19 protein-coding genes are annotated in these 23431 nt (G+C 72.0%); 7 read left to right on the forward strand and 12 right to left on the reverse strand.

Features of this window, described 5'->3' with window-relative positions; all coding sequences use genetic code 11:
• Window positions 1-48 precede the first annotated feature (48 nt).
• From PCA76_RS22565 to PCA76_RS22575, 3 genes are all read left to right on the forward strand, one after another.
• Window positions 49-813: a TetR/AcrR family transcriptional regulator gene (locus PCA76_RS22565; RefSeq protein WP_272612477.1), complete on the forward strand. Its 765-nt coding sequence runs from the start codon at window positions 49-51 to the stop codon at window positions 811-813.
• 189 nt (window positions 814-1002) lie between these two features.
• Window positions 1003-1632 carry a DUF6230 family protein gene (locus PCA76_RS22570; protein ID WP_272612478.1) on the forward strand — a complete coding sequence of 210 codons (630 nt, stop codon included), beginning with the start codon at window positions 1003-1005 and terminating at the stop codon, window positions 1630-1632.
• A 1-nt stretch (window position 1633) separates the two neighbouring features.
• Window positions 1634-2140, forward strand: coding sequence for a DUF6114 domain-containing protein (locus PCA76_RS22575; protein WP_272612479.1), 507 nt, complete (start codon window positions 1634-1636; stop codon window positions 2138-2140).
• 1 nt (window position 2141) lies between these two features.
• Here PCA76_RS22575 and murD read toward each other — a convergent pair whose 3' ends face one another.
• Window positions 2142-3488: a UDP-N-acetylmuramoyl-L-alanine--D-glutamate ligase gene (gene murD / locus PCA76_RS22580; RefSeq protein WP_272612480.1), complete on the reverse strand. Its 1347-nt coding sequence runs from the start codon at window positions 3486-3488 to the stop codon at window positions 2142-2144.
• A gap of 82 nt (window positions 3489-3570) precedes the next feature.
• On the opposite strand from murD, the gene PCA76_RS22585 reads away from it, so the two are divergent.
• A complete protein-coding gene (locus tag PCA76_RS22585) occupies window positions 3571-4920 on the forward strand; it encodes a hypothetical protein (RefSeq protein WP_272612481.1) in 1350 nt (449 codons plus the stop codon).
• Window positions 4921-5015: 95 nt separating this feature from the next.
• Here the strand turns inward: PCA76_RS22585 and PCA76_RS22590 are convergent, their stop codons facing one another.
• The 3 genes from PCA76_RS22590 to PCA76_RS22600 form a co-directional block, all read right to left on the reverse strand.
• Entirely contained in the window at window positions 5016-6935 is a 1920-nt protein-coding gene (locus PCA76_RS22590; protein ID WP_272612482.1) for a PucR family transcriptional regulator, read from the reverse strand.
• A gap of 68 nt (window positions 6936-7003) precedes the next feature.
• Window positions 7004-8455, reverse strand: coding sequence for an argininosuccinate synthase (gene argG, locus PCA76_RS22595; protein ID WP_272612483.1), 1452 nt, complete (start codon window positions 8453-8455; stop codon window positions 7004-7006).
• An 81-nt stretch (window positions 8456-8536) separates the two neighbouring features.
• Window positions 8537-9346: a TrmH family RNA methyltransferase gene (locus PCA76_RS22600; protein ID WP_272612484.1), complete on the reverse strand. Its 810-nt coding sequence runs from the start codon at window positions 9344-9346 to the stop codon at window positions 8537-8539.
• 132 nt (window positions 9347-9478) lie between these two features.
• Here PCA76_RS22600 and PCA76_RS22605 point away from each other — a divergent pair, with 132 nt between their 5' ends.
• Window positions 9479-11326 carry a thiamine pyrophosphate-requiring protein gene (locus tag PCA76_RS22605; protein WP_272612485.1) on the forward strand — a complete coding sequence of 616 codons (1848 nt, stop codon included), beginning with the start codon at window positions 9479-9481 and terminating at the stop codon, window positions 11324-11326.
• A 114-nt stretch (window positions 11327-11440) separates the two neighbouring features.
• On the opposite strand, the gene PCA76_RS22610 is transcribed toward PCA76_RS22605, so the two are convergent.
• The 4 genes from PCA76_RS22610 to PCA76_RS22625 form a co-directional block, all read right to left on the reverse strand.
• Complete coding sequence (locus PCA76_RS22610; protein ID WP_272612486.1) at window positions 11441-13636, reverse strand: transglycosylase domain-containing protein; 2196 nt, start codon at window positions 13634-13636, stop codon at window positions 11441-11443.
• Window positions 13637-13760: 124 nt separating this feature from the next.
• Complete coding sequence (locus tag PCA76_RS22615; RefSeq protein WP_272612487.1) at window positions 13761-14528, reverse strand: hypothetical protein; 768 nt, start codon at window positions 14526-14528, stop codon at window positions 13761-13763.
• A gap of 151 nt (window positions 14529-14679) precedes the next feature.
• Window positions 14680-15783 (reverse strand): SPFH domain-containing protein, encoded by a 1104-nt coding sequence (locus tag PCA76_RS22620; protein WP_272612488.1) that lies wholly within the window; start codon window positions 15781-15783, stop codon window positions 14680-14682.
• Between the two features lie 5 nt (window positions 15784-15788).
• Window positions 15789-16262 carry an NfeD family protein gene (locus tag PCA76_RS22625; RefSeq protein WP_272612489.1) on the reverse strand — a complete coding sequence of 158 codons (474 nt, stop codon included), beginning with the start codon at window positions 16260-16262 and terminating at the stop codon, window positions 15789-15791.
• A gap of 120 nt (window positions 16263-16382) precedes the next feature.
• Here PCA76_RS22625 and PCA76_RS22630 point away from each other — a divergent pair, with 120 nt between their 5' ends.
• Window positions 16383-17696 (forward strand): serine hydrolase domain-containing protein, encoded by a 1314-nt coding sequence (locus PCA76_RS22630; protein WP_272612490.1) that lies wholly within the window; start codon window positions 16383-16385, stop codon window positions 17694-17696.
• Between the two features lie 442 nt (window positions 17697-18138).
• Here the strand turns inward: PCA76_RS22630 and PCA76_RS22635 are convergent, their stop codons facing one another.
• The gene (locus tag PCA76_RS22635) at window positions 18139-18951 is read right to left on the reverse strand and encodes a DUF3097 domain-containing protein (protein ID WP_272612491.1); all 813 of its coding nucleotides are present in this window, start codon (window positions 18949-18951) and stop codon (window positions 18139-18141) included.
• Between the two features lie 567 nt (window positions 18952-19518).
• Here PCA76_RS22635 and PCA76_RS22640 point away from each other — a divergent pair.
• Window positions 19519-20313, forward strand: a complete 795-nt coding sequence (locus PCA76_RS22640; RefSeq protein WP_272612492.1) for a hypothetical protein — start codon at window positions 19519-19521, stop codon at window positions 20311-20313.
• A 407-nt stretch (window positions 20314-20720) separates the two neighbouring features.
• Here PCA76_RS22640 and PCA76_RS22645 read toward each other — a convergent pair whose 3' ends face one another.
• The 3 genes from PCA76_RS22645 to fabI all read right to left on the reverse strand — a co-directional run bounded on the left by PCA76_RS22645 (window position 20721) and on the right by fabI (window position 23411).
• Window positions 20721-21500, reverse strand: coding sequence for an HAD-IIA family hydrolase (locus tag PCA76_RS22645; protein WP_272612493.1), 780 nt, complete (start codon window positions 21498-21500; stop codon window positions 20721-20723).
• A 15-nt stretch (window positions 21501-21515) separates the two neighbouring features.
• Complete coding sequence (locus PCA76_RS22650; protein ID WP_272612494.1) at window positions 21516-22544, reverse strand: ferrochelatase; 1029 nt, start codon at window positions 22542-22544, stop codon at window positions 21516-21518.
• Window positions 22545-22643: 99 nt separating this feature from the next.
• A complete protein-coding gene (gene fabI, locus PCA76_RS22655; RefSeq protein WP_272612495.1) occupies window positions 22644-23411 on the reverse strand; it encodes an enoyl-ACP reductase FabI in 768 nt (255 codons plus the stop codon).
• Between the last annotated feature and the right edge of the window lie 20 nt (window positions 23412-23431).

The following is a 23431-nucleotide window of genomic DNA, read 5'->3' on the forward strand; positions in this document are numbered from 1 at the left end:
TAAACCCCGGAGGGTCGTAAAGTCAACGCATCAAAGGGGGTCAATGAGTTGACCACGCAGAGCCGCCCGCAGCCAGCGTCGGTGCCCCTGCCGGGTGCGCGTCCCGGTCGCGACCCCGACCGCGCGATCAAGCGCGGCCCGCGCCGGGTCTCCGCCGAGGTGGTGGCCGCGACCCAGCGTGACCGCCTCTTCGACGGGCTCGTGCACGAGGTGGCGACGAAGGGCTACGACACCGCCCGGGTCAGCGACATCTGCCACGCCGCCGGGGTGACGCGGCCGGCCTTCTACGCTCTCTTCACCGGCAAGGAGGACGCCTTCCTCGCCGCGTACCGACACGGCATCGCCGTGGTGTCACAGCTGATGGATATCGCCTACCGCGAGGCCGGCCCGGCCTGGCCGGACGCCGCCCGCGCCGCACTGCGCACCCTGCTGGAGGTGCTGGCGAGCGTGCCCGCGTTCGCCCGGATGGCGCTCGTCGAGGTGGACGCCGCCGGCCCGGACGCCCGCCGGGAACGGGACGCGCTGCTCAGCAGCTTCCGCCGGTTCTTCGCCGACGCCGGCCCGGGACCGGCGGTCGCCGGCGTGGACCGCGACGCGCTGGTGTCCACAGTGGTCGGCGGTGTCTACGCCACCATCCGCGGCCGCGTGGCACAGGGGCGGGCGGCGGAGTTGCCGCAACTGCTGCCGGTGCTCACCTACGCCTCCACCGCGCCGTTCCTTGGCACCGAGGGTGCGGCTCGGGCGACCCGGCCGATACGCCCGGACGACGGTCCGAGCACGACCGCGCCGTGCGCGCCGACCCTCCAGTCCTGACCACACGGTCGGAAACCGCAGCGGTTTTTCACTTTGGCCGCATTTGACAAATACCGCGCAACTGGCTGCTGCTACACGCTGTTGACCCGCCCTTTACCCGGCGGTAACTTCGGCTCTGCGCCTCGATACGCAGCATCCCGGGTCGCAATTCCCATTGTCACCGATGAATGATCTCTAAGGAGAGCACCCATGTCGGAGGAGACCGCACCAATCGAACCCGATCCGCCGCGGAGCGGTGTGCGCTGGCGCCGGTTCGCCGCCACGTTCGGCACCGTCGCGGCGGGTGCCGCCGGCATGATCGTGCTCACCGCCCAAGGCGTGCTGGGCGCGCAGTTCGCCATCTCGGGCATGCCGTTCACCGTCACCGCCGACAAGCTCACCGGCACCGGGTTCGAGCAGTTCGCCACCCTCGACCAGATGATCCCGGACAGCCCCAACCAGGGCGACACCGGCGGGCAGGTCCTGGTGATGGTCTCGGCGATCGACAAGGCGGAGCTGACCAACCTCTGCCAGAGCATCAACCTGGGTGGCGTCTTCCTGAAGATCACTGCCGGCAGCGGCGACAAGCCGGTCACCGCCCGGACCCTGGTGGTCGACGGTGACGAGATCGCCGGCAACGCCTCCTTCAAGAACATCGACATCGGCCAGGACGCCAGCACCCTGGACAAGGTGCCCGGCGTGAAGGGCAACCCCGGCGTCTTCTCCCAGCAGGCGGACTCGATCGTCATCGAAAACCTGCGGCAGAACAACTACGCCACCACGGCCGCCGTCTTCAACCTGCCCAACCTGCGCATGGCGTTCACCCCCGACGGGTGCTGACGTGAGCGCAAGACGACACCAAGCAGCGCCGGCCGTCCGCGAACCCCGTGGGCGGTGGCGCCGCTGGCGGCGGGGCCGCCCATTCACCGCCGCAGTGCTGATCGCACTCGGCGGCACGGAGATGCTGGTGACCCTGCGCGCGCCGCTCGGGGTGCTGCTGCACATCGGGCCGCAGGGGCTCGCCGCGTACCTGGTACCCACCATCCTGGTGCTCTGCGGGGTGCTGCTAATCACCACCCCGCAGCAGCGGGTCTTCTACGCCCTTGTCTCGCTGGTGCTCGGGCTGGTCTCCTGGTTGACCTCGAACCTGGGCGGCTTCGTGATCGGGATGCTGCTGGCCCTGGTCGGCGGGGCACTCGCATTCGCCTGGACCCCGGACAAGCACAGCCCGCCGGTCGTCGCGGCGGAGCCCGAGACACCGGAGCCGAGGGAGTCCGAGGACGACGCCGACACCGTGCTGCTGCCCGGAATGCAGACGCCGGACCCGGCCCCGGCCGACCGGGGCTGATTCAGCGGGCGGTGTCGGCGACCGCCTGCGCGAACACCTCGGAGCGGTGCTCGAAGTTGCGGAACCGCCCGTAGCTCGGCGCAGCCGGCGACAGCAGCACCACCCCGCCGGCCGGGGTCACCTCCCGGGACAGCCGCACCGCGTCCACCAGATCGTCGACCAGCTCGGTACGCACCTTGGGCAGCCCGGCGAGCGCCTCGACGATGCGGGGGCCGCTGTCCGGGATGCCGATCACGGTCAACTCCCGTTCGGCCAGGTGCTCGGCCAGCGGCGTGTAGTCCAGACCCCGGTCGTTGCCCCCGACGATCACGGTCAACGGCCGCCCGTCGTACGCGTCGATGGCGTGCATGGCCGCGTACGGGCTGGTGGCCAGGGTGTCGTCGACGAAGGTCAGCCCGGACGGGTCGGTGATCTCGGTGAGCCGGTGGGCCAGCCCCTGGAACTCGGCGACCGCGATGGCGAGGTGGTCCTTGCCGGCCACGACGTCGATGCCGAGCGCGTCGAGCACGGCGAGCGCCACGCACAGGTTGCCCTCGTTGTGCCGACCCACCAGCGGCAACACGGCCCGCGGAAAGAGCGGCTGGTCACCGAGGTGGAACCAGGGAGTGCCGTCCGCGCCCTCGGCGACGTGGGTGGTGTCGGGGCGGCCCGCCCGCACTGCCGGCAGCTCCCCCAGCTCGGCGGCGAGCCGGGGGTCTCCGCCGTTCACCACGATCGTCTGCGGGTCGTGGGCGAGCAGGTTGAGCTTGTCCCGGTAGTACTCCCGCTCCCCGCCGTGGGCGTCCAGGTGCTCGGGGAAGAGCGCGGTGACCACCGCCACCCGGGGCGAGTCGGTGAGGTCGCTGCACTGGTAGCTGGACAACTCCAGCACGTACAGCTCCGCGTCCGGCAGGTCCAGCGTCGGCACCCCGATGTTGCCGCCGAAGACGTTCGGCCGACCCGTCGCGGTGAGCAGGTGACTGATCAGGCTGGAGGTGGTGCTCTTGCCCTTGCTGCCGGTGACCCCGACGGTGCGCGCGGCGTGGTCGGCCATCCACAGCGCGGTGCCCTGGGTGACCATGACCCCGCGTCGGCGCAGCTCGACCAGCCACGGGTGGGTCTGCGGCACACCCGGGGAGCGGACCACCACGTCGGCGGCGGCCAACCGATCGAAGCCCGCCTCACCGGTGACCAGCGGCGCCGCCTCGGCCAGCGGGCCGTCCCAGGGCAGCGAGAGGAAGTTCGCGCTGTCGTCGACGGCGACCAGCTCGGCCGGGCCGTGCGCGGCGATCGCGGTCACAGCGGCCCGGCCCTCCCGGCCGGTGCCCCAGACGGCGACGGTACGTCCGCGCAGGTCAGACAGGCGCACGGGGCTCTCCTCGGGGGTCGCGGCGGCGTCAGGGCGGGCCCGGTCCGGACACGGCCGGACGAACCAGGGCCTAGTATGGCGTGTGCCCAACGAGCAGCTCCGGCGGATGGACGCCTTCACCTTCCCGTCATACTCGATCGACTTCGCCACCGGCGAGGTGTTGTTCGACTACGCGCTGACCGGCCCGGCCGGTGAGCAGCGATTCACCGAGGTGATCACGCTTCCGCTGCCGGCGGAGCCGCCCTCGGACGAGACGGTGGCGACCCTCGGCCGGGTGCTGGAAGTGCTGCACCTCGTCGCCGGCGTCAGTTACTACAAGGCCGCCGCACCACCCCGGCTCGTGCTGCCGGCGCCGCTGGGCGCGGCCACCGCCGACTACGTCACGGCCGTCTACACCAAGGGCCTCGCGGAGTACGCGTACCGCAACCAGCTGCCGCACGTGTTGGAGCTGCGCCCGGAGGTGCCGGCCGGCTCACCGGAGTCGCCACGCGTGTACGACGACTCCGACCGTCGTCCGCTCTCGGCGGTCGGTGGCGGCAAGGACTCGATCGTCAGCCTGGAGGCGCTGCGCCGCGCCGAGCTGGACCCGGTGCCGTTCTCGGTCAACCCGAACCACGTGATCGTCGCGGTGAACGAGGCGTCCGGGCTGACCCCGCTGGCCGCCCGGCGGCGGATCGACCCGGTGCTGTTCGACCTGAACGCGGCCGGCGCGCTGAACGGGCACATCCCGGTCACCGCGATCAACTCGCTGATCGCGGTGGCCACCGCTGTGCTGCACGGCCTGGGTCCGGTGGTGATGTCCAATGAGCGCTCGGCGTCCGACCCCAACCTGGTCTGGGACGGGCACGAGATCAACCACCAGTGGTCCAAGGGTGTCGAAGCGGAAGGGCTGCTGCGGGCGGCGCTGGCCGAGCACGCCGGCCTGACCGAACCGTACTTCTCGCTGCTGCGCTCGCTGTCCGAGCTGCACATCGCCCGGCTGTTCGCCGAGTTCACCCGCTACGACGACGTGGTGACCAGCTGCAACCAGGCGTTCAAGCTGCGCGACGCGAGCGAGCGCTGGTGCCGTGACTGCCCGAAGTGCCGGTTCGTGTTCCTGGCCATGGCCCCGTTCATGCCGCGTGAGCGGGTCACCCACATCTTCGGCGGCGACCTGCTCGCCGACGAGTCGCAGATCCCCGGTTACCGCGAGCTGCTGGGCGTGGACGGGCACAAGCCGTTCGAGTGCGTGGGCGAGGTCGAGGAGTCGGTGGTGGCCCTCGGCCTGCTCGCCGAGCAGGACCAGTGGCGCGACGCCCCGGTGATCCAAGCCCTGGTAGAAGCCGTCCCGGCAACAGCCTGGTCCGCGGTGGCCCAGTCGGACGTCTTCACCCCCGGCGGCCCCAACCACATCCCCCCCACCTACGCCAAAGCCCTAACCCCCCTCACCTAACCCCCACCCCCCGCCCCCCGACTTCGGTGATCAAGAGGTTTGCGTCATTGAGAGCGGGATTTCTGACGCAAACCTCTTGATCAACGCGGGGTGGGTTAGGGGGTGCGGACTGCTTCTAGGGCTAGGAGCGCTACGTGTAGGGACAGGGATGCCTCTACCGAGTCGAGGTCGACGTCGAGGATGCGGGCGATGCGGGCCAGGCGCTCGTAGAACGCGGGCCGGGACAGGTGGGCGGCGGCAGCGCCGGCGGTCTTGTTACGCCCCTGCTCCAGGTACGCACGCAGGGTGTCGAGCAACTGCTCCCGGGGGTGTCGGGCGTCGTAGTCCAGCAGGGCGCCGAGCTCGCGTTCCACGAAGGTCTGCAGGCGGGGCTCGTCGCGTAGCAGGTGCAGCAGCCCGGCAAGACCGACGTGCGGCAGCCGGAAGATCGGCAGCTCCCGTCGGTCCCGTCGGGCCGCCTCGGCGATCTGCCGCGCCTCGACGAGCGACCGTCGCGCCTCCCGCAGGCTGCCCACGCCGGAGCCGGCGGCCACGATGACCCCACCCGGCGCACTGCCGGCACTCCGGGACGGATCAGCACCGCCCGTCACCCGCCCGGCGTCCGTGCCGAACGCCGAGCGGGACGCGTCCGCGCCGAACGCCGACCGGGACGCTTCCCCACCGGATAACGACCGGGACGCCTCCGCGCCGAAGGCCGATCGGGACCCATCCGCGCCGAACGCCGACCGGGGTACGTCGCCAGCGGATGTAGCCCGGGACGCCTCGGCGCCGGACGTTGCTCGACCGGTGCCGGCGTCGAGGCGTACCCGACGAAGTGCGCTGGCGAACGCGGACAGCGCGCGGTCCTCGGCGGCCGGGTCGGTCAGGGCCAGCAGCGCGCCCACCGAGTTGTCGTCGACCGCGCTGGTCAGCGCGGTCAGCTTCGCCTCCCGCAGCGCCTGGCCGACCGCCTCGGACAGGTCCCGCAGACGGGCCTGAGCCGCCTCCGGGCCGCTCTCCCCGACCGGGTCCTCAGCCCGGTGTCGGACCATCACGCCGACCAGGTGCCGGCGTTCGAGCACCACGCCGAGCGCCTTGGCCCGCAGCGCGACTTCGTCCACCGGCCGGGAGTGGTCCAGGAGCGCGGTGAGCAGGGTGCGGTGGATCTGTCGCTCCAGCCCTTCGGCGTCGCGGCGGATCAGCCGGCCCAGCGCGAGGGTGGACGCGGCCCGCTCGATCAGGATGGTGAGCCGGGTGGGCGGTCCGACCTCCGGCGCGATCGGCTCGCTGGCCCGGCGGGTGACCACCTCCCCGCTGGCGGGCCAGCGCAGCAGCAGCCGCCCCCAGTCCTGCCCCCGGGCGCCGACGACCGTCACCAGCCAGCCGCTGTCCAGGTCGTACGCGGTCCGCCCGGCCGGTCGGATCCGGCGGGAGTGCTGCTCCCAGCCGTCGAGCAGCAGTTCGGCGCTCTCCCCCGCCGGGTCGTACCCCAGCACCTGCCGGGACAGGTTCTCCAGCACCACCGGGCAACCGGACAGCTCGGCGGCCTGCCGGATCACCTCGGCGGCGTCGGCGCCCTCGACGGACAGGTCGTTGAAGCGCTGGTGGATCTCCTCGGTGGCGCGCAGCTCGGTGAGCTGCGCGTCGACGATCAGTGCGTGCACCGCCTCGGTGATCCGCACGAACGGGGTGGCCCGCCGCAGCTCCACCAGGGGCAGCCCGCGCCGCTCGGCGGTGGCGACCATCACCCGGGGCACCCCGCTGACGTAACGGCGGCCCAGTTCGACGACGAGCCCGGAGACGCCGACGTCGGCCAGGTCCCCGATGAACGCGCGCAGCCCAGCGTCGTCCCCGGGCAGGCCGATGCCGGTGGTGAGGACCAGTTCGCCGCCGCCGAGCAGGGTGGCGATGTCCGGCACCTCGGCGACGTGCACCCAACGGACCGGCCGGTCCAGCCCGGCTTCCCCGGCGACCACGCGCGGTGCGCCGTGGCGGACGGGGTCGAGGGCGAGGACCTCACGGACGGTAGGAAACACGGCCGACACGCTACCGTCCGTGACGCCAGATCTCGACATTTGGTGCCCAGCGCGGCGGGTGGCCGGGCTCAGTCGACGCCGAACTCCATCGCGGCACGGTCGAGCGCCTCGTCGGCGGCGGAGGCGACGCCCCGGGAGGCGATGGCTTCCGCGCCGCCCTGTGGCATCGCGCCGATCAGCCCGGTCGAGGCCGCCTGCGCGGCGCCGATCATCCGCTGGGGTGTGCCGCCGCCGACCATGCCGATGGAGGCGTACTGCTCCAGCTTCGCCCGCGAGTCGGCGATGTCCAGGTTGCGCATGGTGAGCTGGCCGATCCGGTCCGACGGGCCGAACGCCGAGTCCTCGGTACGCTCCATCGACAGCTTGTCGGGGTGGTAGCTGAACGCCGGGCCGGTGGTGTCCAGGATCGAGTAGTCCTCGCCCCGGCGCAGCCGCAACGTCACCTCACCGGTGACCGCCGTGCCCACCCAGCGCTGCAACGACTCGCGCAGCATCAGCGCCTGCGGGTCCAGCCAGCGGCCCTCGTACATCAGCCGACCGAGGCGGCGACCCTCGTTGTGGTAGTTCGCCAGGGTGTCCTCGTTGTGGATGGCGTTGACCAGCCGCTCGTACGCGGCGTGCAGCAGCGCCATGCCGGGTGCCTCGTAGATGCCCCGGCTCTTGGCCTCGATGATCCGGTTCTCGATCTGGTCCGACATGCCCAGGCCGTGCCGGCCGCCGATGGCGTTGGCCTCCAGCACCAGGTCGACGGCGCTGCCGAACTCCTTGCCGTTGATCGTCACCGGGCGGCCCTGGTCGAAGCCGATCGTGACGTCCTCGGTCGGGATCTCGACCGACTGGTCCCAGAACCGGACTCCCATGATCGGGCTGACCGTCTCGATGCCGGTGTCGAGGTGCTCAAGGGTCTTCGCCTCGTGTGTGGCGCCCCAGATGTTGGCGTCGGTGGAGTATGCCTTCTCGGTGCTGTCCCGGTATGGCAGGTCGCGTTCGAGCAGCCACTCCGACATCTCCTTACGCCCACCCAACTCGGTGACGAAGGCGGTGTCGAGCCACGGCTTGTAGATGCGCAGCAGCGGGTTGGCCAGCAGCCCGTACCGGTAGAACCGCTCGATGTCGTTGCCCTTGAAGGTCGAGCCGTCGCCCCAGATCTGGACGTCGTCGGAGATCATCGCTCGCACCAGCAGGGTCCCGGTCACCGCCCGGCCCAGCGGGGTGGTGTTGAAGTACGCCCGCCCGCCCGAGCGGATGTGGAAGGCACCGCAGGTCAACGCCGCGAGGCCCTCCTCGACCAGGGCGGCGCGGCAGTCGACGAGGCGGGCGACCTCCGCGCCGTAGCTGAGCGCGCGACCGGGCACCGAGGCGATGTCGGGCTCGTCGTACTGGCCGATGTCGGCGGTGTAGGCGCAGGGCACGGCGCCCTTGTCGCGCATCCACGCGACCGCGACAGAGGTGTCGAGGCCGCCGGAGAAGGCGATGCCGACACGTTCGCCGATGGGCAGGGAGGTGAGAACCTTAGACACGGGAAAATTATGCAACAGAACGCATGGCCATGCAAGCCGGAGTCGCATGGTCCAGCACGGCCACATGGAGCGACGTCCGCGTCAGACAGGGTCCTCCCGGCCCAGCTCCCAGAAGGCGACCGCCGCCGCCGCGGCGACATTGAGTGAGTCGACGCCTCGGCGCATCGGAATCACCACCCGCACGTCACTCGCCTCTTGAGCGGCCGAGGTGAGCCCCGCACCTTCGGCGCCCAGGAGCAGCGCGGCACGCCTGCGCTGCTGCTCGGTCAGCCGCTGGATCGGTACGGCGTCCGGAGCCGGCGTCATGGCGAGCACGGTGAAACCCGCCGCCTGGATCTCGGCCAGCCCGTCCGGCCACGGCTCGATCCTGGCGTACGGCACCGCGAAGACCTCGCCCATGCTGACCCGCACGCTGCGCCGATAGAGGGGGTCGGCGCAGGAGGGCGACAGCAGGACGGCGTCCACTCCGAGTGCGGCCGCACCCCGGAACACCGCACCGAGGTTGGTGTGGTTGTTGACGTCCTCAAGGATCACCACCCGGCGCGCGGCGGCGAGCACCTCGGCCGCCGTCGGCAGGGGCCTGCGGTGGAACGACGCCAGCACCCCCCGGTGTACGTGGAAACCGGTGGCCCGTTGCAGCACGTCCTGCGTGGCCGCGTAGACCGGCGCGTCGCCGGTGTCCAGGTCGGCGAGTTGGTCGATGCGCTTGGCGTCGACCAGGTACGACCGGGCCGGGTAGCCCGCGCGCAGCGCCCGGCGCAGCACCAGCTCCCCCTCGGCGATGAACAGGCCGTGTGGCGGCTCCCAGCGGGTGCGCAGCTCGACGTCGGTGAGCGCTCGATAGTCGGCGATCCGGTCGTCGTCGGGGTCGGTGATCTGGTGGACGGGCACCCGACGATTCTGCCGGACGACGGTCCGGTCCTTCCGGGGCCGGTCCGGCGACCTCTCCGCTTGGGTGTTTTGTCCGGAAAGTAACGGGAATGGCGGGAGGCGTATGGGGACTCGACGGGAAGGACCAGCCAGGTGAGTACAGACCACGCCGCACCGGGCGAAGCAGGTGCCCTGCCTCGGCGCCCGACCGTCGCGGACCACATCGTGTCGCGACTGTTCAGCTGGGGCGTGCACCGCTACTTCGGCTATCCCGGCGACGGCATCAACGGCCTCACCTCCGCGCTGCAACGCACCAACGGGCGGGTCCAGTTCATCCAGGTACGGCACGAGGAGACCGCCGGTTTCGCGGCCTCCGCGCACGTCAAGTACGGCGGCGGGCCGCTGGGCTGCGCCCTGGTGACCAGCGGGCCCGGCGCCATCCACCTGCTCAACGGCCTGTACGACGCCAAGCTCGACCACCAGCCGGTGGTCGCCCTGGTCGGGCACACCGCGGTCACCGCCGAGGGCGGCGGCTACTACCAGGAGGTCGACCTGCTCGCCCTCTACAAGGACGTGGCCGCGGCGTTCCTGGCCCAGCTCGACCACCCGGCGCAGGTCCGCCACCTGGTCGACCGGGCCTGCCGCACGGCGTTGGCACGGCGTACCGTCACCGCCCTGATCCTCCCCCTGGACCTGCAGGACGAGCCGGCCGTGCTGGACCCACCCCACGCGCACGGCTACTACCAGACCAGCAACGTGCCCAGCAGTACGCCGACCGTGCCACCGGAGGTGGACGTACGACGGGCGGCCGAGGTGCTCGGCGGCGGGAAGCGGGTGGCCATGCTGGTCGGGCAGGGCGCGCTCGGCGCGCAGGAGGAGGTCCGCGAGATCGCCCAACGGCTCGGAGCCGGTGTGGCCACCGCACTGCTCGGCTTCACCGTCGTCGACCACCGGGAGCCCTGGGTCACCGGTGCGATCGGGCTGCTCGGCACCCGGCCCAGCTGGCAGCTGATGACCGGCTGCGACCGGCTGCTGATCGTGGGCAGCAACATGCCGTACTCGGAGTTCTACCCGCCGCCCGGGCAGGCCCGCGCCGTACAGATCGACCTGGACGGCACCCAGCTCGGGCTGCGGTACCCGACCGAGGTGAACCTCACCGGCGACGCCCGCCCCACCCTGCGGGCGCTCCTCCGCGAGCTGGGCCCCGGCCCCGGGCCGACCGCCTGGCGGGCGGAGATCACCGAGGCCACCTCGGCGTGGCGCCGCGTGCAACGCGACCTGGCCGAGCAGACCGCCGACCCGGTCAACCCGCAACTGCTCTTCCACACCCTCAATGAGCGACTGCCCGACGACGTGATGCTGGCCGTGGACTGCGGCACCGCCACCGCCTGGTACGCCCGCCACATCCAGGTCCGCCCCGGGATGCTGGCCAGCCTGTCCGGCACGCTGCTGTCCATGGGCGGCGCCATGCCGTACTCGCTGAGCGCCAAGTTCGCCCACCCGGAACGGCCGCTCGTCGCGCTGATCGGCGACGGCGCCATGCAGATGAACGGCGTCAACGAGCTGATCACCGTGGCCAAGTACTGGCGCAGTTGGGCCGACCCGCGATTCGTGGTGCTGGTGCTCAACAACCGGGATCTGGCGTTCGTCAGCTGGGAACAGCGCTCCACGGAGGGGACACCGATGTTCCCGGACAGCCAGCAGTTGCCGGACATCGCCTACCACCAGTGGGCGCAGGTGCTCGGGTTGCACGGTGAGCTGGTCGACTCGCCGGAGCAGGTGGCGGACGTGTGGGACCGCGCGCTCGCCGCCGACCGACCGGTGGTCATCAACGCCCTGGTCGACCCGGCCGAGCTGATGCTCCCGCCGCACTTCACCGCCGAGCAGGCCCGCAAGACCGCGGCGGCGGTGCTGCGCGGCGACACCGACTGGGCCGGAATAATCCGCCGCGGCCTACCCGCGACGATCAGCACCTACCGTCCCCGCCGCCGCGACCGCTGACCCCTCCCCACCCGCGCGATCTTGCACTCTCTGCCCCGGCGAAAGGGGCAAGTCGGGCGAGCCGCCGACGGAAAGTGCAAGATCGCGGGGTGCGAGGGGTCGGGGGTCAGGGGGTCAGCCGCGGCGGTCGAGCCAGCGTTGCAGGGCCGAACGTGGGTCCTCGGTGCGTTGTTCGCGGTCCGGGACGGCGGGGCGATCCACCGGGCGACGCGGTTCGCCGGCCAGCTCCCGGGTGGGCGCGGTGAACGCCTTCTCCGGTTGACCCTTCACGGCCGTGGCGATGACCCGGGCGACCGCGTCGATCACCTTGGTCTGCACCGCGGAGCCCACCGCATCGGCCGGGTCGTCCGGGTTGGCGGCGATGCCGGCCACCGCGACCTGCGGGGTGAAGCCCACGAACGTCTCGGTGGAGTTCTGCTCCGAGCTACCCGTCTTACCGGCCACCGGCCGGCCGTCCAGGATGTCGTTCACACCGGTGGCGGTGCCGCCGTTGCACTGCCCGAACGCCGACTGCTGGCCCACCGGGCAGCGAGCGGCGTCGGTCGCGGCACGGGCCACGTCTGCGTCGATGACCCGCTTGCAGGACGGCTGCCCGACCGGCACCTTCTCGCCGTTCGCGGCGGTCACCGAGACCACCGGCACCGGCGTGCAGTAGGTGCCCTCGGCGGCCACCGTGGCGTACGCGTTGGCCAGGTCCAGCGGGGTGGTGGCGGCCACGCCGAGGGTGAACGAACCCCAGTTCGCGGCGTTGTCCTTGGCGAAGGCGGCGTCCGAGTCGGCGCGGAAGGTGATGCCGAGCCGCTGCGCCATCTCCACCACCTTGTCCTGGCCGACCTGCTCGGCCAGCCAGACGAAGTAGGTGTTCACCGAACGGCCGAAGCCGTCCCACATCATCCGGTACCCGTCCATCCAGTCCGGGTTGGCGTTCGCCGGGCACCAGTGGCCGTCACAGCTGCCCGGGCCCTCGGCGGCGTACCGAGTGGGTAGCTTGGCGGGCGCGTCGAAGCCGGTGGAGAGGGTACGGCCCGCCTCCAGCGCGGCGAGCATGGTGAACAGCTTGAACGTCGAACCCGCCTGGTACCCGTCGACGCTCGACCCGCCGGAGATCAGCGGGTTGACGGTGTTCGGGTAGTTGGCCTGCCCGGCCGGGTTGTCGGCCAGGCTGAAGTGCCGGTTGACCGCCATCGCCAGCACCTGCCCGGTGCCCGGCTGGACAGCCGCGATCGGCAGGGCGCGCTTGTTGTCGTACCCGTAGACCTTGGTGGCCTGCTGCTGCGCGGTGGCCTGGATCTTCGGGTCCAGCGAGGTGACCACGGTGTAGCCACCCGAGCGCAGGGCCTGCTCGCGCTCCGCGACCGTGGCCCCGAACGCCGGCTGGGCCAGCCACCAGCTGCGCAGGTAGTCACAGAAGTAGCCCCAGTCGTCGTGGCCCTGGGAGACGGCGGTGCAGCCGTTGGGCTGCGCGGTGGGGCGCAGGGTCAGCGGCTCCGCCTTGGCCTGGGCCGCCTGCGCAGCGGTGATCGCGCCGGTGGCGACCATCGAGTCCAGCACGTACGAGCGGCGGCCCAGAGCGCCGTCCTTGTTCCCGTCGATCGGGCTGTACGCGTCCGGAGACTGCAACAGGCCGGCGAGCAGGGCCGACTCGGCGAGGGTCAGCTGCGCCGGAGGCTTGCCGAAGTACCGCTGGCTGGCCGCCGCGATCCCGTACGCGCCGGAGCCGAAGTAGGCGATGTTCAGGTACCGGTCGAGGATCTCGTCCTTGCCGAGGCTCTTGTCCAGCGCGCTCGCGTACCGGATCTCCTGGATCTTGCGCCCGACGGTGGGGTCGGTGGCGGCGGCGCGCTCCTCGGCGGTGCGGGTGGGGTCGGTCTTGAGGACGTTACGGACGTACTGCATGGTCAGCGTCGAGCCGCCCTGCTCGTTGCCGCCGCCCTTCACATTCGCCACCACCGCCCGGGCCAGGCCGCGCAGGTCCGCGCCGCCGTGGTCGTAGAAGCGCCGGTCCTCGGCCGCCACGATCGCCTGCCGCATCGTCGGCGCGATGTCCTCCAACGCGACGTCTGTGCGGTTCACCTCGTAGAACGTGGTGATCAGCGTCTTGCCGTCGTTGGCGTAGAGGTACGAGCGCTGCGGAGTGACCGGGGTGCGCAGCGCGGCAGGCAACGAGGCATACGACTTGAGCGCGGATCGGGCGGTGAACCCGAGCAGCAGGTTGCCCGGCAGTGCGGCGGCTGCCAGGACAAGCCCCGCCAACAAGCCGGCGAGCAGCACGGTGAACAGCCGCGACAGCGGCGAGCGAGAGGCGGCCATGCTCCCCAGGATTGCCACGAAAGCCGCCAACCGGCCACCCCCGCAGGCCGATTGTCAGCAATTTCACGGCCCCCCACCAACCTCCTCCCAGCCCCCTTCACCAGGCAGAAGCCGGGTGTGTGGATCAGGGGGTTGGGGTGGAGAGGCTGGCGCTGGCTGCGTCGCGGGCGGTTTCGCGGGGCATCAGGCGGCCGGAGCGGTAGCCGATGCCGATGCCGGCGATCAGTACGAAGATCGCCCCGAACGTCTGCAGCGAGCCGATCAGGGCGCCGCCGAGGCCGAGAAGCGGCGCGGCGATGATCAACATGACGCCGTCGCCGAGGCTGAAGGTGCCCGAGCGGGCCACCGCCCACCCGGTGAAGAACCAGCCCACGCTGTAGAACGACGCTCCGAGCAGGACCAGCGAGCGCGCGGTGGTGCCGAAGACGGGCGTCTGCTCGGCGAGCCCGGCGAAGGGCAACATCAGCACGGTGCCGGCGATGCTGACCAGCAGCCCGGCGGCGGCCACCCGGCGGCTACGAGTCGCGGCCAGCAGACCGGTGAGGGCCAGCAGCGCGAGCAGCCCGAGCCAGACCGCGGCCACCCAACCAATCAGATACACCGCCTGGCCGTCGGCCGGATAGGGGTCGTTGCCCACCCCTCCGTCACTGGCCATCGCCACCGCGCCATAGAGAATGGCGTACGCCGGCAGCAGCCACACCGCCGCCCGCGCGAACCGACGTAGCGACCAGGCCCAACTGGCGTTCGTCGCCGGGCCGGCCGGGGTCGGCTCGCCAACGAAGGGCAGTACGCCGAACCCTCCGCCGGCCCGTCGGGAGCCCAGTGGGCCGGCCGGGTCGTGCGCGCCGGGCACCGGGGCGGAGGACCACATCCGATTCGCCGGATCCTTCATGCGTCACCTCGCTCGTCCACGAGCGGTGCGAGACGCGCCGGGGCGCCCCGATTGCCTGGTCACCACCCGTCCTAGGACCGATCGTGGCAGGCGTCGGAGCGCCCCATGAGTCTTTCTCGCATTTAGCCGGCCGGGCGGCCGGCGTACTGGATCAGCCGCGCTCGCGCTGCTCGGCCGGATCGTTGACCAGGCTGGTCGGAGACACCGGCTCCGGCGCGGGCAGCCCCTGCGGCTTGTTGCCACCGGTGGCCTGCGCCTCGGCGACGCGTACCTCGTCGTGGATCTGCCGGGCCGCGGCGGCCGCGGCCTCAGCGACCTCAGCGGCCTCGCGCTCAACCTGGCTCGCGTGGTCAGCGGCCTCGGGCGTGGGAAGATCCCCCACCATCTGGCTCAGCCCACCGAGAGCGCCACCCATCCCCTCCAGGGCCTTGGTCAGCTCGGCCGGGATGATCCAGACCTTGTTGGCGCTGCCCTGGGCGATCTGCGGCAGGGCCTGCAGGTACTGGTAGGCGAGCACCTTCTGACTCGGGTTCGCCTGGTGGATCGCGTCGAACACCGTCCGGATCGCCTTCGCCTGACCCTCGGCCTGCAGGATCCGGGCCTGCCGGTCACCGTCGGCGCGCAGCACCGCCGACTGCTTGTCACCCTCGGCGGTAAGAATCACCGACTGCTTGTGCCCCTCCGCGGTGAGGATCGCCGCCCGGCGGTCCCGCTCGGCGCGCATCTGCTTCTCCATCGAGTCACGGATGCTCGCCGGCGGCTCGATTGCCTTGATCTCCACCCGGGTCACCTTGATGCCCCAACGGCCGGTGGTCTCGTCCAGCACCCCGGAAAGGTGCCGGTTGATCTCGTCCCGGCTGGTCAGCGCCCGCTCCAGGTCCAGCGAGCCAATCACGTTACGCAGGGTCGTGACGGTCAACTGCTCGATGGCCTGCAGGAAGCTGGAGATCTCGTAGGTCGCCCGGACCGAGTCGACCACCTTGAAGTAGAGCACCGTGTCGATCGAGACCACGAGGTTGTCCGAGGTGATCACCGGCTGCGGCGGGAAGCTGACCACCTGCTCCCGCATGTCGACCTTGGTGCGCACCGCGTCGACGAACGGCACCAGCAGGTTGAGGCCGGGGCTGAGGGTGCGCTTGTACTTGCCGAGCCGTTCCACCACGTCCTGGCGCTGCTGCGGCACGATCCGCACCGCCTTGGCCAGCGTTATCACGGCGATCAACGCCACCGCGATCAGCAGCACTCCTATAACCATCCCGTTCACCCTCTCGCTTCCGGCAGCTCGCCGGCGGAAGAAACATCGTCCTGCCAGACCAGGGCGGTCGCGCCCCGGACCTTTATCACCCGAACCCGTTGACCAGGGTCGAAACTCTGCGTCGTGTCGTACGAGCGGGCACTCCACAGCTCACCGTCGATCTTGACGAGGCCACGGTCAGCGTCCACCCGCTCCAGCACCAGCGCCGTGGAGCCCTCGATCGCCTCCACGCCGAACGGCTGTTCGCCACTCTCCAGCGCCGAGCGCTGATGCCGCCGGAGGACCGGCCGGGCCACCACCAGACTCAGTGCCGACACCACAGCGAAGACCAGCGCCTGCACCGCCACCGGCGCGCCCAGGGCGGCCGCACCTGCAGCGGCGAACGCACCGACCCCGAACATGATCAGAAATAACGTCGTCGTAAAAATCTCGGCGACCGTCAGCAGCACACCCAATACGATCCACACCACGGCGTCCACCCCCCGATCGTGACACGGAAACGCACGCGCGACCTCCCCGCGAAGATCAGTAGGCTCGGCGAAGCCCTTTCCGGCCCGCTAAAACACTCCGAATCGGCGGCCCCACCCGAGGAGATCACGTTGACTCTGCTGCCCGAGACCGCCCGACAGATCGACACCCAGGTCGCCCAGGCACAGGCCGACGGTCACGCCCCGTCGCTGGTGGTGGGCGTGGTCCGCGACGGCGCACTGGTCCACCTGGCCGCCGCCGGCGAGCATCCCCACCCGGACGTCGACCTGCAGTACCGGCTGGGCTCGATCAGCAAGACGATGACCGCCACCCTGATCATGCAGATGCGCGACGCCGGCCGACTGGCCCTGGACGACCCGCTGGAACAACACCTGCCGGGCACCGGTGTGGGCTCGCTCACCCTGCGCCAACTCCTCGCGCACGCCAGCGGCCTACAGCGCGAACCCGAGGGCGACTGGTGGGAGCGGACCGCGGGCGTCGACCTGCCCACCCTGCTCGCCGGGCTCACCGTCGACAAGATCGCCTACCCGCCGCACCGCACGTACCACTACTCCAACCTGGCGTACGGGCTACTCGGCGGATTGCTCGAACGGCTCAGCGGAAAGCCCTGGGTCGACCTCCTCGCCGAACGGCTCCTCACCCCGCTGGGCATGCGCCGCACCACCTACGCGGCCACCGAGCCGTACGCCCGCGGCTACGTCGTACACCCCTGGCACGACACGCTGCGCGAGGAACCCCGTACCGACACCGGCGCCATGGCCCCCGCCGGGCAACTCTGGTCGACGATCGAGGACCTGGGCCGGTGGGCGGCATTCCTGGCCGACCCCGACCCGTCGGTGCTGGGCGCCTCGACGCTGACCGAGATGTGCTCCCCCGTGGTGATCAGCGACCTGGAAGCCTGGACCCACGGGCACGGCCTCGGGCTGGAACTCTTCCGGGAAGGCAACCGGGTGTACGTCGGGCACGGCGGCTCGATGCCCGGCTACGGCGCCGCGCTGGCCGTGCACCGCCCCAGCCGCACCGCCGTGGTCAGCCTGGTCAACGCGTACACCCTGCGGGGCGTGCACCTCGGCGCCCTCGGACGGCAACTGCTCACCCTGGTGCTGGACGCCGAACCCGCGCCGGTCACCCCCTGGCGGCCAGCGGCCGCCCCGCCGCCCGCCGAACTCGCCGAGCTGACCGGCCGCTGGTGGTGGATGGGCACCACCATCGAGGTGTACGCGGACGCAGCCGGCGAACTGCACGCCGGCCCGATCGGCGCACCGGACCTCCACTTCGTCGCCGAAGGCCCGGACCGCTGGCGAGGCCGGGCCGGCGGGCAGGACGGCGAGATCCTCACGGTGCGCCGCGACGAACAGGACCGGGCGGTCGCTCTGGACATCGCCACCTTCGTCTACACCCGCACCCCCGACCAGCAGCCCTGAGTCGCGCGCTACCCCCATCCAGTGCCGGACCCGCCCCGCCCTGGCCCGGCCCGCCCTGGCCCGGCGCGCCCCGCCCTGGCCCGGCCCGCCCCGCCCTGGCCCGGCGCGCCCCGCCCTGGCCCGGCGCGCCCCGCCCTGGCCCGGCGCGCCCCGCCCCGCCCAAGATCCGCGCAACATCCCTGATGTTGCTGCCTCCGGGAGCCTCGAGGCAGCAACATCACGGAAACTGGGCGGATCTTGCAAGCGGCGCGGGGCGGCGGGCGGCGCGGGGCGGCGGGCGGCGCGGGGCGGCGGGCGGCGCGGGGCGGCGGGCGGCGCGGGGCGGCGCATTGCCGGGGTCGGGCGGTGCGGGGAGCGTTCGGGCGGCGCGTTGCGGGGCGGGCGGCGCATTGCCGGGGCGGGCGGCGCTCCCGGCGTGGGGCGTGCCGCTGCTGCGGGCGGGTCAGGTTGGCTCGGTGACGAAGTCGATCAGGCGTTCCATCGCGTTGATCAAGGGTGTTTCCACGTCGGCGAAGCTGTTCACCCGGGACAGGATGTGCCGCCACATGTCGGCCGGCTCCGCTACCCCGAGTGCCGCGCAGACGCCCTCCTTCCATGGCCGTCCCGGCGGCACCACCGGCCACGCCGAAATGCCCAGCGCCGCTGGCTTGACCGCCTGCCAGACATCCACGTACGGGTGTCCGGTCACCAGCACATACGGCGAGTCCACGCGGGCCACGATCCGGCTCTCCTTGCTGCCCGGCACCAAGTGGTCGACGAGCACGCCGAGTCGTCGGGTCGGGCCGGGGCCGAAGTCCCGTACCTCGGTGTCGAGGGCGTCGATGCCGTCCAACGGCTCCACGACCACGCCCTCGATCCGCAGGTCGTCACCCCAGATCCGCTCGACCAGCGCGGCGTCGTGGATGCCCTCCACCCAGATCCGGCTGGCCTTGGCCACCTGCGCCCGAACGTTCTCCACCGCCACTGAACCGGACGCGGTCCGCCGACGCGCCGCCGGCACCGACGCGCGGGTCGGGCGGCGCAGCGTCACCGGTCGACCGTCGAGCAGGAACGCCGCCGGTAGCAGCGGGAAGTTGCGCCGTCGGCCATGCCGGTCCTCCAGCACCACCGCGCCGGCCTCGAAGCCCACCACCGCTCCGCAGAATCCGGAGTCGGCATCCTCCACCACGAGATCCGCGTCGGCGTCCACCTCGGGGGTGACCTTCCGCCGTCGCCAGTCCCCCGCCAACACGTCCTCGCCGTATCGCCCAGCCATGTCGATCACGCTAACTCCCGCGCCACCAGCCTCGCCTCCCGACACACCGCCCCACACCACCCCCCACTCCGTCGACCATGGAGTTGTGGTGCCTCACGAAACGCCCGCACGGGGAACTATCGCCCACCACAACTCCATGATCGACATGGGTGAGGGTCGGGCGAGGGCCGGCGCGGGGCGGGGTGCGAGCGGTGGGGCGGAGGCGGGCTCGGACGCCGGGGCGCGCGAGGGGTGGGCGGCGGGGCGGGCGCGAACGGCGGGCGCGAACGGCGGGCGCGAACGGCGGGCGCGAACGGCGGGCGCGAACGGCGGGCGCGAACGGCGGGCGCGAACGGCGGGCGCGAACGGCGGGCGCGAACGGCGGGCGCGAACGGCGGGCGCGAACGGCGGGCGCGAGCGGCGGGCGCGAGCGGCGGGGCCGAGGCGGGCGCGGACGGCGGGGGCCTGCGAGGGGCGGGCGGGATTGCGCGAGGGGCGGGATCGGGGCGAAGGGGGCAGTTCGGGGCAGGCCGGGCGGCGGGAGCGGCAGTCGAGACAGGGCCGGTCGTGACCACGTACCCTTTCGGCATGTCCACCCCCGCAACGGGCGCGGCCACACTCGCGCCGCGCCGGTCGAGCCGGTTCGTTGCCTGGGTGCGCGCGTGGCGCGCCGGGTTGGTGCCGTACGACGAGGTCGCCGACGCCATCGCTGGCGACGAGGAGCATCTCGTCGCGGACGCCCCCGGCACCTGGACCGACGTCCCGCTGGGCGCCGCGCTGCCCACCCTGGCCAAGCTCTCCCCGGACGACATCCGCCTGGTGCTGCCCGCGCCGGGTGATCCCCGAGGGCTGCCCGGCCCTGGCGACTTCGCCGGTGCGGCACTGGTGACGGGCGAGGCGGTGGTCGCCGGTGGGCTCGGGTTGATTCCCCAGGTGCGGATGCACACCTCCGGCTCGGGGGACTGTTTCGAGACGGTGCTCTGGCGGGTGTACCCGTTGCCGGCCAACGCGCCGGCCGCCTCACTCGCACTGCCTGGTGCCGCCGAGGCGGAGGCCGAGCTGGCCGCCGCACTGGCCGAGACGACCGCCGCGCTGACCCGTCTCGACGTTGCCCAGTGGCGGCCCGAGTTGGCCGGTGCGCTGGCGGCCCTACGCCGCCCGGACGGCGCCACCGACCTGCCACCGGGCTTCGACCCGCGTGCCCGCCGGCTCTTCGCCCGGGCCGCGGTGCTCGACCGGGTGCTCGCGTTGGCCGGGCACGCCGCGCCGGGTGGCGCGATCAACAACTACGAGGCGCAGCAACGGGACGCGGCTCTCCGCCCGCTCACCACGGCCTGCCGCCAGGCGCTCGTCGCCGCCTGCAACGCCCCACTGCGCCCCTGACTCCACCCGCCGCTCCACGGCGCCCACGCAAAGCACCCCACCGCGCCCCATCCACCGCGCCCACGCACCGCGCCCACGCACCGCGCCGCACCCCACCGCACCGCGCCGCACTCCACCGCGCTGCACCGCGCCGCGCCCCACCGCGCCGCACCCCACCGCACCCCACCGCGCCGCACCCCCGCCGCGCGCCACCGCCACCGCGCCGCGGCAATGCCGACCGGACCTAGGCATGATCGTGCTCGATCCAGGATGCAGTGGCCTCCGGTGGGAGGGTGACCACTACATCCTGGTTGCAGCGCGATCAGCACCGAGCCAGCACCGAGCCAGCGCGATCAGCACCGAGCCAGCGCGATCAGCACCGAGCCAGCACCGACAGCCAGCACCGACCCAAGGGCGGCGGACGCCCGTCAGATCTCGTCGAGCAGGTCCGCGACCGAGTTGATGATCCGGGACGGGCGGTACGGGTAACGCTCCGCCTCGGTGCGGCTGCTGATTCCGGTGAGCACCAGGATGGTCTCCAGCCCAGCCTCCAGGCCGCACAGGATGTCGGTGTCCATCCGGTCGCCGATCATCGCGGTGCTCTCCGAGTGCGCGTTGATGGTGTTGAGCGCCGAGCGCATCATCATCGGGTTCGGTTTGCCGACGAAGTACGGCTCCACCCCGGTCGCCTTGGAGATCATCGCGGCGACCGACCCGGCGGCGGGCAGGGCGCCCTCGACGGACGGGCCGGTCACGTCGGGGTTGGTGCAGATGAACCGGGCTCCGTCGTTGATCAGACGGACCGCCTTGGTGATCGCCTCGAAGCTGTAGGTGCGCGTTTCGCCGAGCACCACGTAGTCGGGGGCGAAGTCGGTGAGCACGTAGCCGACCGCGTGCAGCGCCGTGGTCAGTCCGGCCTCACCGATCACGTACGCGGTGCCGCCCGGCCGCTGGTCGGCGAGGAACTGGCCGGTGGCCAGCGCGGACGACCAGATCGACTCCTCCGGCACGTCCAGCCCCATCCGGCTGAGCCGGGCCGTCAGGTCGCGCGGGGTGTAGATCGAGTTGTTGGTCAGCACCAGGAACGGCTTGCCGGAGGAACGCATCCGGTTGATGAACTCCGGTGCGCCGGGCACCGGCTGGCCCTCGTGCACCAGCACGCCGTCCATGTCGGTCAGCCAACTCTGCACGGGTTTGCGGTCCTGCATGATGATCCTCAGAGGTCAGGGGCGACGGGTCGGCACGCAACAGACGGTCGCGCAGGTGTCCCACATCGGCAGCTCGCCCAGGCGGCGGCGTAGTTGCGCACCGTCCGGGTCGGTCCGCTCGGTGACCAGCTCACGCACCATTGTCACGAAGCGCGGGTCGGTGCCCGGGGTGGCGGCCCGGACGAAGTCCAGGCCGAGCTGCTTGGCCGTCTCCAGCGCCTCGGTGTCCAGGTCCCACACGACCTCCAGGTGGTCGGAGACGAACCCGATCGGGCTGACCACCACACCGGTGGTGCCGCCCTGCGCGAGGGCGGTCAGGTGGTCGTTGATGTCCGGTTCGAGCCACGGCATCTGCGGCGGGCCGGAGCGGCTCTGCCAGACCAGGTCGTACGGCAGGTCGGGTGCGGCGGCCGCGGCGACGAGCCGGGCGGTCTCGTGCAGCTGCGCCTCGTACCGGCCGCCGTGCGGGCCGGCGTTGGCGGCCATGGAGGTGGGGATGGAGTGGGCGGTGAAGACCAGGCGGGTGGTGTCCCGTTTCGCCGGGTCGAGCTGGCCCAGGGCTGCCCGGACCGCGTCGGTGTGCGGCTCGACGAAGCCGGGGTGGTCCCAGAACTGGCGCAGCTTCTCGATCACCGGGGCGTCCGGGCCGACGGCGGCCCGCGCGGCGGCGATGTCCTCCTGGTACTGCCGGCAGGACGAGTAGCCGCCGTACGCGCTGGTGACGAAGGCCAGCGCCCGGGTGACCCCGTCGTCGCGCATCTGGGTCACGGTGTCGGCGAGCATCGGGTCCCAGTTGCGGTTGCCCCAGTAGACGGGCAGGTCGACACCGTGTGCGGCGAAGTCGGCGCGGACGGCGGCCAGCAGGTCTCGGCACTGCTGGTTGATCGGGGACACCCCACCGAAGTGCTGGTAGTGCTCGGCGACCTCGGCCAGCCGCTCGGGCGGCACGCCCCGGCCCCGGGTCACGTTCTGCAGGAACGGCATCACGTCCTCGGGCCGCTCCGGCCCGCCGAAGGACACCAGCACCACCGCGTCGTACGACATGGGTTCATTCTCGCCCCTGGGCCGTGACGGCCCGGCGACGCCCCCTGCTCCGGACGCGTGGGTCACGCGGACGGTGGTCGGGGGCGTCGTCGGGGGACGTCAGGAGCCGATGGCGTGGTAGCCGCCGTCGACGTGGACGATCTCGCCGGTGGTGGCCGGGAACCAGTCGGAGAGCAGCGCCAGGCAGGCCCGGGCGGCGGGCTCCTGGTCGGTGAGGCTCCAGCCCAGCGGGGCCCGCTCGGCCCAGGCGTCCTCGAACTGGTCGAAGCCGGGGATCGACTTCGCGGCGATGGTGCGCAGCGGCCCGGCGGCGACCAGGTTGCTGCGGATGCCCTGCTTGCCCAGGTGCATTGCCAGGTAGCGGGACGCCGATTCCAGGCCGGCCTTGGCCACGCCCATCCAGTCGTAGACCGGCCACGCCTTCGTCGCGTCGAAGGTCAGGCCGACCACCGCGCCGCCGGGCGACATCAGCGGCAGCGCCGCCATGGCCAGCGACTTGTACGAGAAGGTGGAGACGTGCAGGGCGGTCGCCACGTCCTCCCAGGGGGCGTCGAGGAAGCCGCCACCCAGGCAGCTCTGCGGGGCGAAGCCGATCGAGTGCACGACGCCGTCGAGCCCGTCGACGTGCTCGCGCACCCGGTCGGCGAGGCTGGCCAGGTGTTCGGTGTTGGTGACGTCCACCTCGATGATCGGGGCCGGCTCGGGCAGCCGCCTGGCGATCCGCTCGACCAGGGAGAGCCGGCCGTAGCCGGTGAGCACGACCTGCGCGCCGTTCTCCTGGGCGAGCTTCGCCACCGAGAAGGCGATCGAGGCGTCGGTGATGACACCGGTGACGAGCAGCCGCTTACCGGCGAGCAGTCCGGACATGCAGTGGTTCCTCCGTACGT

Origin of the sequence: Micromonospora sp. LH3U1 (assembly GCF_028475105.1) — a bacterium.
Taxonomy (GTDB): Bacteria; Actinomycetota; Actinomycetes; order Mycobacteriales; family Micromonosporaceae; genus Micromonospora.

Bases quoted from the DNA above. Each gene is read 5' to 3' on its own strand.
- PCA76_RS22570 (WP_272612478.1), top strand. From the start codon at position 1,003: ATGTCGGAGGAGACCGCACCAATCGAACCCGATCCGCCGCGGAGCGGT.
- PCA76_RS22610 (WP_272612486.1), bottom strand. From the start codon at position 13,636: ATGGCCGCCTCTCGCTCGCCGCTGTCGCGGCTGTTCACCGTGCTGCTC.
- PCA76_RS22615 (WP_272612487.1), bottom strand. From the start codon at position 14,528: ATGAAGGATCCGGCGAATCGGATGTGGTCCTCCGCCCCGGTGCCCGGC.
- PCA76_RS22620 (WP_272612488.1), bottom strand. From the start codon at position 15,783: ATGGTTATAGGAGTGCTGCTGATCGCGGTGGCGTTGATCGCCGTGATA.
- PCA76_RS22635 (WP_272612491.1), bottom strand. From the start codon at position 18,951: ATGGCTGGGCGATACGGCGAGGACGTGTTGGCGGGGGACTGGCGACGG.
- PCA76_RS22640 (WP_272612492.1), top strand. From the start codon at position 19,519: ATGTCCACCCCCGCAACGGGCGCGGCCACACTCGCGCCGCGCCGGTCG.
- PCA76_RS22645 (WP_272612493.1), bottom strand. From the start codon at position 21,500: ATGCAGGACCGCAAACCCGTGCAGAGTTGGCTGACCGACATGGACGGC.
- PCA76_RS22650 (WP_272612494.1), bottom strand. From the start codon at position 22,544: ATGTCGTACGACGCGGTGGTGCTGGTGTCCTTCGGCGGGCCGGAGCGG.
- fabI (WP_272612495.1), bottom strand. From the start codon at position 23,411: ATGTCCGGACTGCTCGCCGGTAAGCGGCTGCTCGTCACCGGTGTCATC.